This is a genomic window from Streptomyces sp. NPDC002773 (genome assembly GCF_040295605.1).
GTDB lineage: Bacteria > Actinomycetota > Actinomycetes > Streptomycetales > Streptomycetaceae > Streptomyces.
Map to the genome: position 1 here is coordinate 174,763 of NZ_JBEOVO010000006.1, position 17,096 is coordinate 191,858.

Here is a 17,096-nt window from a genome sequence, read left to right on the forward strand (position 1 = left end):
GGACCGACCGCCTTTTCTGGGTGACCGGGCTGCTGTCCCCTGCTGTCCGGTCACAAGCGCTGGTGCGAGGTCCCACGACGTACCGGAGTACGCCACACGCCCCAGCGAAGCCACGCGTGGTTTCTTGCGGGCCCGCCCCTGGCTGGCACGGACACCAGGACCAACGAAGCCGCGCCGGAGCCGGTCACGCGCCGTACGGGTGAGAGCGGGCCCGAACTCAGATGCGACCCCGGCACAGCTCCAGCATCGTCATCGCCAGCGCCGTGCCCGGCTTGCCCAGCGCGTCCCGGAAGTGGCCGAGGACCTCCATCTCCCGGGCCAGGTTCACCCGGCGGCCGCCGGAGGAGATCCGGGCCTCCTGGATGACGGCCGAGACGGCCATCCGTTCCTGGATCAGACCGATGATCCGGTCGTCGAGCGCGTCGATGCGCTCACGGGAGTCGCCGATCAACGCCGCCGCCTCGTCGGTGCGGGCGCCGGTCTTCTCGGTCGCGGTCACGGGGGTCACGGCGGTTGCAGCGGGCGCGGCGGTCATCGGGGTCGCGGTGGTCGTGGCGGTCATGGTGGGGCTCCTCTGGGTGGCGGAGGCGGCCCCGGATCGATCCGGCCCGGAAACAGCAGAACGCCCCGGGCCTTGTCGGCCCGGGGCGCCTGGGAAGTCGCTTGTCAGTTGCTCAAGCAGCACGACCATGGCAGCCGGTGGGCCGGTTGCCATAGGTAAAGACGAAGGTCGTGAGCTTGCGCATGGCGACAGTATGGACCCGGCGGCCGAGCCGGAGCCAAACCGGGTTCGGATGGTGAGACGAAAAGCGTCACCGGCGCGCCGGTAGAATCGACATATAGCCTCCCCTCTCTCGGGGGACCCTCCCTACCGCCGGAAGGCCGCCGTAGTGTCATCAGCGACTCCCGCTGCCGCGCCCGACGTCTCCAACCCGGACGTAGTCCTCGTTGTCGACTTCGGCGCCCAGTACGCCCAGCTCATCGCCCGCCGTGTCCGTGAGGCCCGGGTCTACAGCGAGATCGTCCCGTCCACCATGCCGGTGGCCGAGATGCTGGCCAAGAACCCGAAGGCGATCATCCTCTCCGGCGGCCCGTCCTCCGTGTACGCGGAGGGCGCCCCCCGTCTCGACCGCGCGATCTTCGAGGCGGGTGTCCCCGTCTTCGGTATGTGCTACGGCTTCCAGCTGATGGCGACGACCCTCGGCGGCACCGTCGACAACACCGGCGCCCGCGAGTACGGCCGGACCCAGCTGCACGTCTCCAAGGCCGGCTCCACCCTCTTCGAGGGCACCCCGGTCGAGCAGCCCGTGTGGATGTCGCACGGCGACGCCTGCTCCGCCGCCCCCGAGGGCTTCTCCGTCACCGCGTCCACCGACGTCGTACCGGTCGCCGCCTTCGAGAACGACGAGAAGAAGCTGTACGGCGTCCAGTACCACCCCGAGGTGCTGCACTCCACGCACGGCCAGCAGATCCTGGAGCACTTCCTCTACCGCGGCGCCGGCCTCGAGCCGAGCTGGACCACGGGCAACGTGATCGAGGAGCAGGTCGCGGCCATCCGCGCCCAGGTCGGCGACAAGCGCGCCGTCTGCGGCCTCTCCGGCGGGGTCGACTCCGCCGTGGCCGCCGCGCTCGTCCAGAAGGCCATCGGCTCGCAGCTCACCTGCGTGTACGTCGACCACGGCCTCATGCGCAAGGGCGAGACCGAGCAGGTCGAGAAGGACTTCGTCGCCTCCACCGGCGTCAACCTCAAGGTCGTCGACGCGCAGGAGCGGTTCCTCACCGCCCTCGCCGGGGTCTCCGACCCCGAGACCAAGCGGAAGATCATCGGCCGCGAGTTCATCCGCGTCTTCGAGCAGGCGCAGCTGGAGATCCTCCAGGAAGAGGGCCCCGAGGTCGCGTTCCTCGTCCAGGGCACGCTCTACCCGGACATCGTCGAGTCCGGCGGCGGCACCGGCACCGCCAACATCAAGTCCCACCACAACGTGGGCGGCCTCCCCGACGACATCGAGTTCGAGCTCGTCGAGCCGCTGCGGCAGCTCTTCAAGGACGAGGTCCGCATGGTCGGCCAGGAGCTCGGCCTGCCCGAGGAGATCGTCCAGCGCCAGCCGTTCCCCGGCCCCGGCCTCGGCATCCGCATCGTGGGCGAGGTCACCAAGGAGCGCCTGGACCTGCTGCGCGAGGCCGACGCCATCGCCCGCGAGGAGCTCACCGCGGCCGGCCTCGACCGCGAGATCTGGCAGTGCCCCGTCGTCCTCCTCGCCGACGTCCGCTCCGTGGGCGTCCAGGGCGACGGCCGCACCTACGGTCACCCGATCGTGCTGCGCCCCGTCTCCTCCGAGGACGCCATGACGGCCGACTGGTCGCGCCTGCCGTACGAGGTGCTCGCCAAGATCTCCACCCGCATCACCAACGAGGTCGCGGACGTCAACCGAGTCGTCCTCGACGTCACCAGCAAGCCGCCGGGCACCATCGAGTGGGAGTAGTCGCTCCCGCGGGTGTCTGAGGCCGCCGCCCCGGCGTTCCGGGGCGGCGGCTTCGTCGTGTCCGGGCTCTGGTGACTTGCCCGACCGGGCGTTACCTTCCGGCGCATGAGCGTGATACCCGACCCCGTCCCCGTCGACCGGCTCCACTTCGCCCTGCCGCCCGTCCACGCGACGGTCGAGGAGGAACGCGTCCACCGCAGACAGCGGCTCGCGGGCGCTCTCCGCCTCTTCGGACGGTTCGGGTACGAGGAGGGCGTCTCGGGCCACATCACCGCCCGCGACCCCGAGCACCCCGACTGCTTCTGGGTGAACCCCTTCGGGGCGCCGTTCGAGGAGCTGACCGCGAGCGACCTCATCCTGGTCGACGGCGACGGGCAGGTCCTCCGCGGCGGCCGCCACGTGAACCAGGCCGCGTTCACCGTGCACGCCCAGGTCCACCGGGCCCGGCCCGACGTCGTCGCCGTCGCCCACACCCACTCCCTCCACGGAAGGGCCCTGGCCGCGCTCGGCGAACTCCTCGACCCGATCACCCAGGAGGCCTGCGCCTTCTACCAGGACCACGCCCTCTACGACGCCTACACCGGCGTCACCGTGGACGCCGAGGAGAGCCGCCGGATCGCCGTCGCCCTCGGCGCCCTCAAGGCGATCGTGCTCCGCAACCACGGCGTGCTCACCGTCGGCACCTCCGTCGACGCGGCGGCCTGGTGGTTCATCGCCCTGGAACGCTGCGCCCAGATTCAGCTGGCCGCGCGGGCGGCCGGCAAACCGGTCCTGATCGACCACCGCGAGGCCGTCGCCACCCGCGAACAGCTCGGCGGCGACCTCGTCGCCTGGATCAACTACCAGCCCCTGTGGCGCAGGATCAGCCGAGCGGAGCCCGAACTCCTGTCGTAACACCATCGCTTCACCCTTCTGTACGTCAATGAGATGGCGCGGCAATCACTCTCCGGCGGGGCGCACGCGGCAGGCGCGGAAGCCGCCGGTGCGACACAATTCCCTGGAATACAACGCTGGTTGACCCTCCGGGCCGCACCGGTACATGTCGTGAAGTGAGCTCGGGAAGTGAGCACCGTGGCGGTTCAAGAGGCGAGACAGTACGGCGAGCACGCGACGGCCTGTGCCGGCTGCGCCCACTGCGGACGGACCGGCCACCGGCGCGCGGTCGCGGCCTTCCTCGCCCGGCGCGACGAACTCGCCGCCGGACACGGCGTCCCCGCGGCCGTCGCCCACTCCCCGGTCGCCGCCCGCCAGTGGGTCTCCGACGAGCTCGCCCAGTCCGCCCGCGCGGTGACCGTACGCGGCCGGGGGGCGGGTGCCGCCTGGCTCGACCGGGTACGGCGCGGGGGCCTCGGCGCCGTCTGGGGCGCCGTCCTCGCCCTCCTCCTCGGCCAGGCCCTCACCGCGATCGGGACCGGCTGGACCACCACCCGCACGGCCGGCCTCTGCACCGCCCTCGTCCTCGCCCTCCTCCTCAGCGCCGCCGCCCACGCCCACCGCTCCCGCGGCGGCCTCCTCGCCCCTCTGATCGGCGAGGACAACCGGCTCTCCACCACCCGTGCCGTCGCCGCCGCCTGGCTCCTGTTCCTCGGCTACACCCTCCTCTTCCTGGCCTGCCTGTCCCTCCTGACGCCCGACGCCGCCGCCTTCGGTCTGGCCCGGGCCGCCGGCCTGCTGACCGTCCTCGCCGTGGTGTCGGCCGTCACCGTCACGGCCCGCCTCGTCGTCGCGGTGGGCATCGCGGCCCGCCGCCTCCAGAAGGTGCGCGCCGACCGCCCGCGCGCAGCCGACCTGCTGTGCGACGACAGCGGCCGGGCGAGCCTCGCCGACGTCCAGTACCTCCTCGTCTCCGGTTCCGTCCTGGTCCTTGCGGCCGTCGCACTCAGCCGCCACCCCGCGGGGCTCCCCGAGGTGCCCTGGTCCCTCGTGCTCCTCATCGGCGTCTCGGCGGCCTGGCACCTCGCCGCGAAGTGCACCGAGGGCGTCCGCCCCACGATCCACTCCGTCGTCCGGTCCCGTGAGGCGGGCGACCTCGACGCCCCGATCCGCACGGGCGACGACATCGAGATCCGCGGCTGCGGCTTCGTCCCGCCCGGCGCCGGCGCCCCCGACCCCCTGACCCGGCTCGTGGTCCGCATCGGCCCCGTCCACGCCCATGTGCCGCTGGTCCCGGTCCCGGGCGGCTTCGCCAACCCCACCGACACCGCTCTGACCGTCCCCCTCCCGGCGGACGTGGAACCGGGCCGGGTGGAGGTCTCGGTCGTCACGGCGGCGGGTGTCGAGACCAACCGGGTCACGATCGACGTCATGGACTGAGCGTCCGGCCCCCTTCCCGTATCCCCGGAGCGGAGGTGCGAGGAGAATCGTTGCGCGAGCAGCCGTACGGGGCGTGGAGAGGTGACCGACGATGACGGGACAGGCGAACCGGCCCGACGACACGGGCGACGGCCCTGAGGCCACCGGTGCCACCGGCACCACCGGCCGCCCTGCCGAGGGAGGGAGCCTCCTCGACCGGGGCAGGGCCGTCCTCGCCCGGTGGAAGACCGTCCTCGACCGGTGGAAGCCGATCGCCTCCCGCTACGCCCTCCTTCCGCTCCGCCTCTTCCTCGGCATCACCTTCGTCTACGCCGGCCTCGACAAGCTCACCGACTCCGCCTTCCTCGCCGACACCGGCAGCGGCTCCATCGGGGAGACGATGCGCGGTGTCCGGGACTCCTCGGCCGTCCCCGCCCTCGTCGACCTCGCCCTCAGGAACCCCGCCGGCTTCGGATACGCCATCTCCCTCGGAGAGCTCGTCGTCGGGATCGGAACCCTGCTCGGCCTCTTCGCGCGCCTGGCGGCCCTCGGGGGCGCGCTGATCTCGCTGAGCCTCTGGCTGACCGTGAGCTGGCAGGTGCAGCCGTACTACCTCGGCAACGACCTCGCCTATCTGATGGCCTGGCTTCCGCTGCTGCTGGCCGGGGCGTCCGTGCTGTCGCTGGACCGGCTCCTCGCCGAGCGGCGCCGTATTCGATAGGCGACCCAGCTCGCGAGGCCGGCCGTGCCCAGACCGCCGCAGAGCACGGGGACCACCACGTACCACGGCGTCGTCCAGGCCCCGGTGGCGTCCCCCGCGTACACGGCGGCCAGGGCGAGGGCGGTGAGGCCGGCGAGCAGCCGGCCCGGGCGGAACTCATGAAGCAGCACGGGTGACCTCCACCTGTCCGATGCCGACCTGGAGCGAGAGGTCCAGGGTGCCCGCCGGGGTGGTCCCGGCCGGCGGGGTGAGTGTGCGGGTCTCGTCGCGGTCGGGCGCGATGTCGATGTCGTTGGGGGGCTGGCCCGGCAGCTGCAGATCACCGAGTCCCACCTCGGCCCGCAGTTTCACGACCGCGTCCTTCGGGACGATCACCTTGAGCTGCCCGGCGCCCACCTCGGCCTCGGTCGAGACGGTCGTGCCCGCCGGGACCGGGAGCCGGGACAGATCGAGGGTGCCGACCCCGGTGCCCACCTCGTAGCGGGGCTGCACGGCGGTGACGGCCGTCGGCTTCCATGTCTCGCGGATCCACTCCGTGGAGATCCGGTCGGGCAGGGCCGTGGCCAGCGCGAGCAGGCCCGCCGTGATCACGGTGTGGAAGATCGTGCCGAACCCGGTCCGGCCGAGGAAGCTGCTGACGACCAGACCGAGACCGAACACCGCGAGAGCGGCGACGAGACCGGTCTGCAGGCTCGTGCCGAGCGGCTGGGTGTCCCAGGTCAGCGAGGTGCCGACCACGGCGGCGACCATGGCGAGCAGATACACGAGGCCGCCGATGGAGAGCGGGCTCCGCCGCACCGAGGGCTTGGGGCGCCCGCTGGCCGAGGGGCCGGGGCCCCACTGGCTGCCGGGCTTCGGGACCTCGCCGCCCACCCGGCCGTCCTTGTCCAGGACGCCGTGCGGCCCCCACAGGTAGCCGACGGCCACCCTGCCCGTCGACCCGTCCTTGACTATCGGGTCCTTCCACCACGAGGGGTACTCGACCAGCGGCGGCGCCTTGGTCTCGGGCGGGGCCTCGGCGACCGCCAGGGCGGCGGCGGCCGATTCCACCCGGCCCTCCGGCTCCACCGCTCCCGCCTGCCGGCGCCGCGACCAGACCGCCGCCGCGCACACCGTGAACGCCACCAGGAGCGCGGACCCCAGCATCGACCCGCTGTGCAGCATCGACAGGAAGATTCCGCAGCCCACCAGGGCCATCAGCACGGCGGCGAGGGAAGAGCCGGAGACCCGGCCGGTCATCAGCCTGCGCCCCTCGCTCTCCTCTCCCGCGAGCGGCATCAGCAGCCAGGCGAAGCCGTAGAAGATCAGCCCGAGGCCGCCCGGCACCGCGAGCAGGCCGACCGCCACCCGGAAGATCACCGGGTCGAGGTCGAAGTGCCGTCCGAGGCCGCCGCAGACACCGCCCACGACCTTGCTGCCGCGCGAGCGCCGCAGGGGCGTGGCGGTGACGGCCTCCGCCGCCGGCGGGGCCTCGTGCTGCGAAGGCATCGAACTCGTCATGCCTCCATGGTGACGGCCCGTGACGCCGAGCGGCACCGGGTCCGACCCTGGCCCGACCCTGATATTCGGTACCCCTCCCTCCCCGAGGCCGTACCAGGGACGATCTCAGGGCAGACCCTGATGTCCCGGGCGGGCCGAACGTGTGACGATCAGTGCATGTCCGCAGCCGCTCGTGTCACCGAGACCGACGAACCGCCCGTGCGCAGGCTCTACCGGAGCGCCGACGGGCGGTGGCTCGGCGGTGTCGCCCGCGGCCTCGCCGGACACCTCGGCCTGCCGGTCGTCTGGGTGCGAGTGATCTTCGTTGTCCTCTCCTTCACGGACGGCCTGGGAGTCCTGCTCTACGCGGCCTTCTGGATCGTCGTCCCGCTGGGCGTCGGCGGCCGGACGGCCCCGCGCCCCGTCTTCGAGACCACCCCGGACGGACGCCGCAGACTGCGCAAGCCCGACCGGGGACAGGTCTTCGCCCTGATAGCCCTCGCGATCGGCGGCGCCGTCGTCGTCGGCAACATCAGTGTCGACAACGGGACCGGACGGTACGTCTGGCCGGGCATATTGATCTGCGTCGGCGTCGTCCTGGTCTGGCGGCAGGCGGACAACGCGCGCAGGGCCAGCTGGAGCGACGCGGGAGGTCGCGGCCGCGCCTTCCATCTCGTCCGCGGACTCGTCGGCGTCGCCCTGGTCGGCACGGGCCTCGCGGTCTTCATGGTGGTCCGAGGCTCCGTCGCCCAGCTCGGCACGGCCCTCACCGCCGCCGTCGCGGTGCTCACCGGGATAGCCCTGCTCGCCGGCCCGTGGCTGGTCCGGATGTCGCAGGACCTCACGGAGGAGCGGACCATGCGCATCCGCGCCCAGGAGCGAGCCGAGGTCGCGGCCCACGTCCACGACTCCGTGCTGCACACCCTGACCCTGATCCAGCGCAACGCCGACGACGCCAGCGAGGTCCGCCGCCTCGCCCGCGCCCAGGAGCGGGAGCTGCGGAACTGGCTGTACAAGCCCGAGGGCACCGGCAGGGACGAGGAGCCCGACACCCTCGCCGAGGCGGTGAAGAAGGCCGCGGCCGAGGTCGAGGACAAGCACGGAGTCCCCCTCGAAGTGGTCGTCGTCGGCGACTGCCCGCTCGACGACGGGCTGGTCGCGCAGATGCAGGCCGCACGCGAGGCGATGGTCAACGCCGCCAAGTACGGTGGCGAGGGCGGGGCCGTGCAGGTGTACGCCGAGGTGGAGGGCAGCACCGTCTTCGTCTCGGTGCGGGACCGGGGACCGGGCTTCGACCTGGACGCGGTGCCCGAGGACAGGATGGGCGTACGAGAATCGATCATCGGCCGGATGCAGCGCAACGGCGGCACCGCCCGGCTGCGGTCCGTGCCGGGCGGGGGCACCGAAGTGGAGCTTGAGATGGAGAGGGCGGACGGATGAGCGACGAGACCGGGGCAGCGACCGGGGCAGCGACCGGGACCGGGGCGGGGGCGGCGGGCACGGAGCGCCGGGTGCGGGTGGTGCTCGTCGACGACCACCGGATGTTCCGCACGGGTGTGCAGGCCGAGATCGGCAGGACCGAGGTCACCGGCGTCGAGGTGGTCGGCGAGGCCGCCGACGTCGACCAGGCGGTCACCGTCATCACGGCCACCCGCCCCGAGGTCGTCCTCCTCGACGTGCACCTTCCGGGCGGCGGCGGGGTGGAGGTGCTGCGGCGCTGCGCGAGCCTGATGAGCGCGCCGGAGGATCCGGTCCGCTTCCTGGCCCTGTCGGTCTCGGACGCGGCGGAGGACGTGATCGGCGTGATCCGGGGCGGTGCCCGGGGCTACGTCACCAAGACGATCACCGGCACCGATCTGGTGGACTCGGTCTTCCGGGTCCAGGAGGGCGACGCCGTCTTCTCGCCCCGGCTCGCCGGGTTCGTCCTGGACGCCTTCGCCTCGACGGACGCGCCCCCGGTGGACGAGGACCTGGACCGGCTGACCCAGCGGGAGCGGGAGGTGCTGCGGCTGATCGCCCGGGGGTACGCGTACAAGGAGATCGCCAAGCAGCTCTACATCTCGGTGAAGACGGTCGAGTCGCACGTCTCGGCGGTGCTGCGGAAGCTCCAGCTCTCCAACCGCCACGAGCTGACCCGCTGGGCCACCGCCCGCCGCCTGGTCTGAGCCCGCCGCCTGGTCTGAGCCCGCCGGAGGGTGCGGACCGGATGAAGCGGGCCCTCAGCCCACCCGGGTCGCTCCGGCGAAGGGCATCTCGTCGATCGGGGCGACCCGGATCGGGGCGCCCGGTCGGGGGGCGTGGATCATCTGGCCGCCGCCGATGTAGAGCCCGACGTGGCTGATCCCGGAGTAGAAGAAGACCAGGTCACCGGGGGCGAGCTGGGAGCGGGAGACGCGTGTTCCGGCGTTGATCTGGGTGTACGTGGTGCGGGGCAGGGAGACGCCGGCCGCGCGCCAGGACGCCTGGGTGAGGCCCGAGCAGTCGTATCCGGAGGGGCCCGTCGCCCCCCACACGTACGGCTTGCCGAGCTGGGCGCGGGCGAAGGAGATGGCCTCGGCGGCCCGTGCGTTCGGGGCGGTCACCGCTCCGCGGTCGCCCCCGGAGGAGCGGTCGGCCCGTGCGGGGGAGGAGCCGCCGGAAGCGGTCGTACCGACGGTGCCGCCGTTCCCCGACGAGGTGCCGTACCTCGCCGTGCCACCGTTCCCCGACGAGGTGCCGGAGCCGTCCCGGTCGGCCGTCGCGGCGGCCTCGTACCGGGCCCGTTCCTCCGCGGTCAGGCGGGCGAGCAGGGTCCGCGCGGCCTGGAGCTTGCCGACCACGGCCGCCTTCTGCCGTCGCAGTTCCGCCTCGTGTCCCCGCAGCGCGGTGAGGCGTCCCTCCGACTCCCCGCGCAGCTGCCGGATCACGGCGAGCTCGCGGCGTACGGCGTTGATCGTGGCGGTCTGCCGGTCGCCGGCCCTCTCGGCGAGCGCGGCCCGCTCCAGGTAGTCGTCGGGGTCGGAGGTGAGGGCGAGCTGTACCGCGGGGTCGAGGCCTCCGGACCGGTACTGGGCGGTGGCCACGGCCCCGAGCCCGGCCCGCGCGGTGTTGAGCCGCTGGGTCCTGCGGGCGGCCTCGTCGCGCAGCCGGTCGAACGCGGCGCGGGCCTCGTCCGCCTTCTCCTTGGCCCCGTTGTACCGCTCCGTCGCGACCTCGGCCTCCTGGTACAGCCGGTCGACCTTCGCCTTGACCTGGGCGGTGGTCGGCTGGGGCTCCGCGTGCCCGGCCCCCTCGAAGAGCGTCGCCGTCGCGGCGGAGGCGAGGGCGAGGGTGGCGGCGGTGCGGACCGCCTGACCACCGAGGGGCGACTGCTTGGGTTTTCGGTGTGCTGCCACGAGGGCGGGTCACATCCTCTGCCTGGGGGAACGGGCCCACCGGGCCGGCGGCGGGCCGCACAGGGGAGACGGACCGCCGCCGGGTTTTCTCGGCGGGGGTGACCGACGACCGCCGGAGCGCCGGCGGTGGTGGGGAGCCGGCCACCTGGTGAAGGACGCTAAACCTGGGGTCACGCCCGGACGGTGAGTTGACCGCTATTGGCGGGAGTTGACGGACCGGGACCGGTCACGTTCGTCGGGGGAGGCGGACCGGGAGACATTTCGGCGGTGGACCGACCGAAGTGCCGGAGCGGCTGGACCCGGCCCGACAGCGGTGCTAAGGCCCCGGTTAGGCTCCGCCTCATGGACGTACTCATCAATGTCTTCGTCGCCCTGCACATCATCGGTATCGCCTCCCTCCTCGGCGGGTTCCTCACCCAGATGAAGGCGATGGGAGCCGGTACGGCCCGCTTCACCCCCGCGATGCTGCACGGCGCGCTGGTCATGCTGATCACGGGCGTCGCGCTCGTCGGCCTGAACCAGGCGGACGACCAGACCGTGAACAACATCAAGATCGGCGTCAAGCTGGCGGTGCTCGTCGTCGTCCTCGGCCTCGTCTACGTCAAGCGGGACGAGGAGAAGGTCGACAAGGGCCTCTTCGCCGCCGTCGGCGCTCTGACCACGGCGAACATCTTCATCGCGACCCTCTGGACGTGACGAGCGGCACCCCCGCGGCGGCCGCGGCCCCCTCGGGTGTGACCGGTTCCGCAGCCCCCTGAGGAAGGCGGGACCCCGAAGGCGGGCCCGGATGTCGGTGGGGCGTCCTAGACTCGTGAGGCGATGAGCAGCCTCTTTGACGACAGCTTCCTGGCCGGTCTCCAGATGAACCACTCCTCGGAGGAGCCCCCGCCCCACCCCGAGGACGACCACCACGGCTCCCCGGCCGCGGAGGAGGTCCCGCACGACCTCTTCGGGGAGCACTTCGACGTGCCCCCGCCCGCCCGGGACGCGTACTACCGCGACGGCGCCCCCCGCCCCGTCGTGGACGCAGCCGCGCTCCTGGAGGGGCTGAACGAGCAGCAGCGCGCCGCCGTCGTCCACACCGACACCCCGCTGCTCATCGTCGCGGGCGCCGGCTCCGGCAAGACCCGGGTGCTCACCCACCGCATCGCCCACCTCCTGGGCACGCGGCACGTGCACCCCGGCCAGATACTGGCGATCACCTTCACGAACAAGGCCGCCGGCGAGATGAAGGAGCGCGTCGAGCAGCTCGTCGGACCGCGGGCGAACGCGATGTGGGTCATGACCTTCCACAGCGCCTGCGTCCGCATCCTGCGCCGCGAGTCGAAGAGGCTCGGCTTCACCTCGTCCTTCTCGATCTACGACGCCGCCGACTCCAAGCGGCTGATGTCCCTGGTCTGCCGCGACCTGGACCTCGACCCGAAGAAGTTCCCGCCGAAGTCGTTCAGCGCCAAGATCTCGAACCTCAAGAACGAGCTGATCGACGAGGAGACCTTCGCCGACCAGGCCGTCGACGGCTTCGAGAAGACGCTCGCCGAGGCGTACCGGATGTACCAGGCACGGCTGCGTGAGGCCAACGCCCTGGACTTCGACGACATCATCATGACGACGGTCCACCTGCTCCAGGCGTTCCCCGACGTCGCCGAGCACTACCGCCGCCGCTTCCGCCACGTCCTCGTCGACGAGTACCAGGACACCAACCACGCCCAGTACACCCTCGTACGGGAGCTCGTCGGGACCGGCTACGAGGACCTCGGGCCGGCCGAGCTGTGCGTCGTCGGTGACGCCGACCAGTCGATCTACGCCTTCCGCGGCGCGACCATCCGCAACATCCTCCAGTTCGAGGAGGACTACCCCGACGCGACCACGATCCTCCTGGAGCAGAACTACCGCTCCACCCAGACCATCCTCTCCGCGGCCAACGCCGTCATCGAGCGCAACGAGTCCCGCCGCCCCAAGAACCTGTGGACGAACGCGGGGGCGGGCGCGCAGATCACCGGCTACGTCGCCGACACCGAGCACGACGAGGCCCAGTTCGTCGCCGACGAGATCGACCGGCTGACGGACGCGGGCGAGGCCAAGGCCGGGGACGTCGCCGTCTTCTACCGGACCAACGCCCAGTCCCGTGTCTTCGAGGAGATCTTCATCCGCGTCGGACTGCCCTACAAGGTCGTCGGCGGAGTGCGCTTCTACGAGCGCAAGGAGGTCCGGGACGTCCTCGCGTACCTGCGTGTCCTCGCCAACCCCGAGGACAACGTCCCGCTGCGCCGCATCCTCAACGTCCCCAAGCGGGGCATCGGCGACCGCGCCGAGGCGATGATCGACGCCCTCTCGCTCCGCGAGAAGATCACCTTCCCGCAGGCCCTCAAGCGGGTCGACGAGGCGTACGGCATGGCCGCCCGCTCGGCGAACGCCGTCAAGCGTTTCAACGCCCTCATGGACGAGCTGCGGACCGTCGTCGAGTCCGGCGCGGGACCCGCCGTCGTCCTGGAGGCGGTCCTGGAGCGCACGGGCTATCTGGCCGAGCTCCAGGCCTCGACCGACCCGCAGGACGAGACCCGGATCGAGAACCTCCAGGAACTCGCGGCCGTCGCCCTCGAGTTCGAGCAGGAGCGCGGAGAGGAGCCCGCGACCCTCGCGGAGTTCCTGGAGAAGGTCGCGCTCGTCGCCGACTCCGACCAGATCCCGGACGAGGACGAGGAGGGCAGGGGCGTCATCACCCTGATGACGCTGCACACCGCCAAGGGCCTCGAATTCCCGGTGGTCTTCCTCACCGGCATGGAGGACGGCGTCTTCCCGCACATGCGCGCCCTCGGCCAGGCGAAGGAGCTGGAGGAGGAGCGGCGCCTGGCGTACGTCGGCATCACGCGCGCCCGTGAGCGGCTCTACCTGACGCGCTCGTCGATGCGCAGCGCCTGGGGGCAGCCCTCGTACAACCCGGCCTCGCGTTTCCTGGAGGAGATCCCGACCACGTATCTGGAGTGGAAGCGGACCGGTCCGATGGCGAAGCCCGCCGGCCCGACCTCGGGGATCACCTCCTCACTTTCCTCCGCCCGCTCGCGCTCCGGCCCCTCGGGCTTCGCCACCCGGCGCGCCGGTGAGAAGCCGGTGATCTCCCTCCACGTCGGCGACCGGGTCACGCACGACCAGTTCGGCCTCGGTACGGTCATGACGGTGACGGGCGCGGGCGCCGACGCCCAGGCGACGATCGACTTCGGCGACGAGAAGCCGAAGCGGCTGCTGCTGCGGTACGCGCCGGTCGAGAAGCTGTAGCGCGAGCGGCTGTCGTACGTACGGGAGAGGGCCCCGGCCGAAAAGCCGGGGCCCTCTCCCGTACGTACTGCGCCTACGCGCGGGTCAGTTGGTCGGGTCGAGGCCGTGGCTGCGCAGCCAGTCCAGCGGGTCGATGGCGTAACCGCCGCCCGGCCGGACCTCGAAGTGGAGGTGCGGGCCGGTGGAGTTGCCGGAGTCGCCGGAATACGCGATGACGTCGCCGGCCTTGACGGTGCCGGAGCGGTACTTGGCGCTGCTGAGGTGGCAGTACCAGGTCTCGGTGCCGTCCGGGGCGGTCACGATCACCATGTTGCCGTAGGCACTGTTGATCTGGGTGCGGACGGTGCCGTCCGTCGCCGCCCGCACGGGCGTACCGGTCTGCACGGGGAAGTCGATGCCGGTGTGCACGGACATCCAGTTGACGCCCGACTGCCCGAAGCGCGCGCTGAGCCGGTGGAGCTCCACCGGCAGGCTGAACTTGGGGCGCATCGCCTCCTTGCGGGCCGCTTCCTCCTCGCGCTTCTTCTTCTCGGCCGCCTGGCGGGCCTTGAGGTCGATGCGTTCCTGGGTGCGGCTGGCGCGTTCGCCGAAGTCACGGGCGTCGGCGCTGAGCGCGGCGAGCTGGGTGTCGAGCGCGCTGTTCGCGGCGACCTGCTTCACGGAGGCCGGGTCGGCGGCGGCGAGCGAGGTCGTGTTGTCGTCCTTCTGCCCGCCGTCGGTGCCGGTTCCGGTGAGTCCGCCGACGGAGGCGGCGGCGATGCCGGCCACTCCCATGACGCAGGCGGAGGGCACGGCGACGGTCAGCAGCGCGGACCGCTTGGCGGGGGTACGGCGGCGGCCGCGGCCGCCACCGGAGGAGCGGCGCACGGGGCGTCCGGCGGCGGGGGAGTCCGTACGGACCTCGACGGCGGGCTCGTCGTCGAGGTCGCCGGGGTGGTCGAGGTCGTCGGGCCGGTCGTGCCGGTCGTCGGCGGCCGGGGCGGCGGGGTCGTACGAGACCTCGGTGCCGTCGTCGTCCGCGAGGAGCTCGGCGGCGTCCGGCCCGGTCTCGGGGACGTACTCGAACGCGAACTCCGCGGTGTGCTCGGCCCGCGGCACGTACTGGTGGGGGACGACCGGCTCGGCCTCGGGGGCCGTCTGGTTCCAGGCGGTCGCGTCGAAGGCGCCGGTGTCGGTCGCGAAGGCGGGGGCCGCCCACTGGCCGGTGGCGTCGTAGGCCTCGTGGCCGTACGTGCCCTGGGCGGCGTAGGCGCCGGCGTGGACGGTCTCGTACGGGGCGGTGTGCTGGGCCTCGGTCCAGGCGGAGGCGTCCCACTGGCCGGTGGTGTCGTACGAGGGGGTGACGTGGGTGGTGTCGTAGGTCCCGGTCGTCGTGGCGTACGTGCCGGTGGCCGCGTGGGCGCCGGTGGTGTCCCAGGATCCGGTGGCGTCCGACTGGCCGGCGGTGTTCCACTGGCCGGTCGTGTCGTACTGCCCGGTCGTGTCGTACTGCGGCGCGGTGGTCTCGTACGGCGCGGTGGTGCCGTACTGGCCCGTCGTGCCGTACTGCGAGGCGTCGTACCGCGTGGTGTCGTACTGACCCGTCGTCCCGTACGCGCCGGAGGCGTCGTACCCGCCGAGGTCCCACTGGCCGCTGTGGTCGGCCGGGTTGTCGGCGTAGGCGCCGAACAGCGGGTCGATGGCGAAACTGCCGGTGGAGTGGGCGCCGTCTCCGACGTACCCGGCGTGGGGGTGCTGGTCGTTCACCAACGTCTCTCTCGCCTCGGCAGCAGGACCAGTCCGGGGCGTCCCGACGAGGGGTGTCCCGGGGGTAAGCAGTGGCGCGACTGTACCCGGCGGTATGCGCAGCCGACAATCTTCGGAAGGGTTTGGGGCCGCAGGAAACGGGCAATCGGCCGTGTTTCGCCAGCTCACGGGCAGAGCTTTGGCCTTGTGTTCGAGGAACGTTCGAAAAACGGTGTCGGAGTGTCACGCGACGGAGCTGGCACCGGGCTCCTCCGCACCGGCCGCCCGGGCCTCGGGCCCGCCCGCGTCGAGGGCCTCCCGGACCCCGACGGCCACCGTCGGGTGCACGGGCAGCGCGAGATGGCCGATCCCGCTGACGCGGACGTTGTGCACGAGAAGGTCGGGGTGGTCGAGACGGGCCGTCTCCGCCGGCACCATCACCCGGTCGAGGTCGCTCCAGAAGCTGACGAACCGGGTCCGGCAGCCGGGCGAGGGCCCGGCGAGCTCCCGCAGCACCTCCGAACCGGGGCGCATCTGCCGGACCAGCGGGTGCGCGTCGGCGAGCGGGGCGACGGTGGTGCCCGCGTGCGGGGTGCCGAGCATGACCAGGGTGCGCACCCGGCTGTCACCGCCGAGACGCTGTACGTAATAACGGGCGATCAACCCGCCCAGGCTGTGTCCGACGATGTCGACCTCGGCGTGGCCCGTACGGGCGCGGATCTCGTCCACCCGGCGGCCGAGCTCCTCGGCGGCGGCCCGCAGGTCGCAGGTGAGCGGAGAGTAGTTGAGCGACTCGACACAGTGACGGCCGTGCCGGGTGAGCGAGCGGCGGAGCAGGACGAAGACCGAACGGTTGTCCACGAGCCCGTGCAGGAGGACGACCGGGCGCCGACCAGGGGTGATCGCGGCCGGAGGGACGGTGGGCGCGAGGCGCTCGGCCACGATCCCGGACGGGTACAGGACGAGGTGGCCGGTGAGGATCGCGAGCTCCAGAGCGGTGGCCCTCATCAGGGCGGTGACCTTGGTGAACTCCATGGCCGGCCTCCCGAACGGTGCGCGGGGCCGAACGGCTCCCCGGTGCGCCGTGCCTCCGCGCCGCACGGACGGCGGCACGGAGGCACGGCGGACCTCGTCGCGGCTCCCTGTGCGACGGGCCCCGCTTGCGGCTGGTGGGCCCAGGAGGAGGGCCCGAAAGCGGGGACCGACGCAGAGCGAACATGTCCCACGTGTGATTTCCCCCTCGCTCGCCTCCGCGAAACGGCCGGGTGCGGGATGCTGGAGATAACGTTCGTTCACCTCCCCGGCAATCAGGCGCGGGGGTCGCATGTGGAGGCAGTGATGGGTGTGAGCGGTCCGATCCGCGTGGTGGTCGCCAAGCCGGGTCTCGACGGTCACGATCGCGGAGCCAAGGTGATCGCGCGAGCACTCCGCGACGCCGGCATGGAGGTCATCTACACCGGGCTCCACCAGACGCCGGAGCAGATCGTCGACACCGCGATCCAGGAGGATGCCGACGCGATCGGCCTCTCGATCCTCTCCGGAGCGCACAACACGCTCTTCGTGAAGGTCCTGGAGCTCCTCAAGGACCGCGACGCGGAGGACATCAAGGTCTTCGGCGGCGGCATCATCCCGGACGCGGACATCGCACCGCTGAAGGAGAAGGGCGTGGCCGAGATCTTCACGCCGGGTGCGACGACGACGTCCATCGTCGACTGGGTGAACGCGAACGTCCGCGTGGCCGCGTAGCGC

At 72.1% G+C, this 17,096-nt stretch carries 14 protein-coding genes; 9 read left to right on the forward strand and 5 right to left on the reverse strand.

Annotation, left to right across the window (positions count from 1 at the left end):
- Nucleotides 1-217: 217 nt before the first annotated feature.
- On the reverse strand, nt 218-562 hold the full coding sequence (locus ABT034_RS10915; RefSeq protein ID WP_351213529.1) for a chorismate mutase: 345 nt from the start codon (nt 560-562) through the stop codon (nt 218-220).
- Between the two features lie 328 nt (nt 563-890).
- Here ABT034_RS10915 and guaA point away from each other — a divergent pair, with 328 nt between their 5' ends.
- The 4 genes from guaA (at nt 891) to ABT034_RS10935 (ending at nt 5,496) form a co-directional block, all read left to right on the forward strand.
- Nucleotides 891-2,483: a glutamine-hydrolyzing GMP synthase gene (gene guaA, locus ABT034_RS10920; RefSeq protein ID WP_351213531.1), complete on the forward strand. Its 1,593-nt coding sequence runs from the start codon at nt 891-893 to the stop codon at nt 2,481-2,483.
- 105 nt (nt 2,484-2,588) lie between these two features.
- A complete protein-coding gene (locus ABT034_RS10925) occupies nt 2,589-3,377 on the forward strand; it encodes a class II aldolase/adducin family protein (protein ID WP_351213533.1) in 789 nt (262 codons plus the stop codon).
- A 177-nt stretch (nt 3,378-3,554) separates the two neighbouring features.
- Complete coding sequence (locus ABT034_RS10930) at nt 3,555-4,796, forward strand: hypothetical protein (protein ID WP_502972866.1); 1,242 nt, start codon at nt 3,555-3,557, stop codon at nt 4,794-4,796.
- Between the two features lie 91 nt (nt 4,797-4,887).
- Nucleotides 4,888-5,496 carry a DoxX family protein gene (locus ABT034_RS10935; protein ID WP_351213537.1) on the forward strand — a complete coding sequence of 203 codons (609 nt, stop codon included), beginning with the start codon at nt 4,888-4,890 and terminating at the stop codon, nt 5,494-5,496.
- Between the two features lie 156 nt (nt 5,497-5,652).
- On the opposite strand, the gene ABT034_RS10940 is transcribed toward ABT034_RS10935, so the two are convergent.
- Nucleotides 5,653-6,996: a PspC domain-containing protein gene (locus ABT034_RS10940; protein ID WP_351213539.1), complete on the reverse strand. Its 1,344-nt coding sequence runs from the start codon at nt 6,994-6,996 to the stop codon at nt 5,653-5,655.
- 156 nt (nt 6,997-7,152) lie between these two features.
- Between ABT034_RS10940 and ABT034_RS10945 the strand changes: the two genes are divergently transcribed.
- The gene (locus tag ABT034_RS10945; protein WP_351213541.1) at nt 7,153-8,415 is read left to right on the forward strand and encodes a PspC domain-containing protein; all 1,263 of its coding nucleotides are present in this window, start codon (nt 7,153-7,155) and stop codon (nt 8,413-8,415) included.
- The gene (locus ABT034_RS10950) at nt 8,412-9,140 is read left to right on the forward strand and encodes a LuxR C-terminal-related transcriptional regulator (RefSeq protein ID WP_351213543.1); all 729 of its coding nucleotides are present in this window, start codon (nt 8,412-8,414) and stop codon (nt 9,138-9,140) included. The genes ABT034_RS10945 and ABT034_RS10950 overlap by 4 nt, the downstream gene beginning before the upstream one ends.
- 54 nt (nt 9,141-9,194) lie before the next feature.
- Here the strand turns inward: ABT034_RS10950 and ABT034_RS10955 are convergent, their stop codons facing one another.
- Entirely contained in the window at nt 9,195-10,349 is a 1,155-nt protein-coding gene (locus ABT034_RS10955) for a C40 family peptidase (protein WP_351213545.1), read from the reverse strand.
- Between the two features lie 342 nt (nt 10,350-10,691).
- Between ABT034_RS10955 and ABT034_RS10960 the strand changes: the two genes are divergently transcribed.
- Together ABT034_RS10960 and pcrA are read left to right on the forward strand one after the other, a co-directional pair.
- The gene (locus ABT034_RS10960) at nt 10,692-11,045 is read left to right on the forward strand and encodes a hypothetical protein (protein ID WP_351213547.1); all 354 of its coding nucleotides are present in this window, start codon (nt 10,692-10,694) and stop codon (nt 11,043-11,045) included.
- 123 nt (nt 11,046-11,168) lie between these two features.
- Complete coding sequence (pcrA, locus tag ABT034_RS10965; protein ID WP_351213549.1) at nt 11,169-13,622, forward strand: DNA helicase PcrA; 2,454 nt, start codon at nt 11,169-11,171, stop codon at nt 13,620-13,622.
- An 84-nt stretch (nt 13,623-13,706) separates the two neighbouring features.
- Here the strand turns inward: pcrA and ABT034_RS10970 are convergent, their stop codons facing one another.
- Nucleotides 13,707-15,371, reverse strand: coding sequence for a M23 family metallopeptidase (locus ABT034_RS10970; protein WP_502972867.1), 1,665 nt, complete (start codon nt 15,369-15,371; stop codon nt 13,707-13,709).
- A 219-nt stretch (nt 15,372-15,590) separates the two neighbouring features.
- The gene (locus tag ABT034_RS10975) at nt 15,591-16,382 is read right to left on the reverse strand and encodes an esterase/lipase family protein (protein WP_351213553.1); all 792 of its coding nucleotides are present in this window, start codon (nt 16,380-16,382) and stop codon (nt 15,591-15,593) included.
- A 303-nt stretch (nt 16,383-16,685) separates the two neighbouring features.
- Between ABT034_RS10975 and icmB the strand changes: the two genes are divergently transcribed.
- Nucleotides 16,686-17,093, forward strand: a complete 408-nt coding sequence (gene icmB / locus ABT034_RS10980) for a coenzyme B12-dependent isobutyryl CoA mutase small subunit (RefSeq protein ID WP_030549125.1) — start codon at nt 16,686-16,688, stop codon at nt 17,091-17,093.
- Nucleotides 17,094-17,096: the final 3 nt, after the last annotated feature.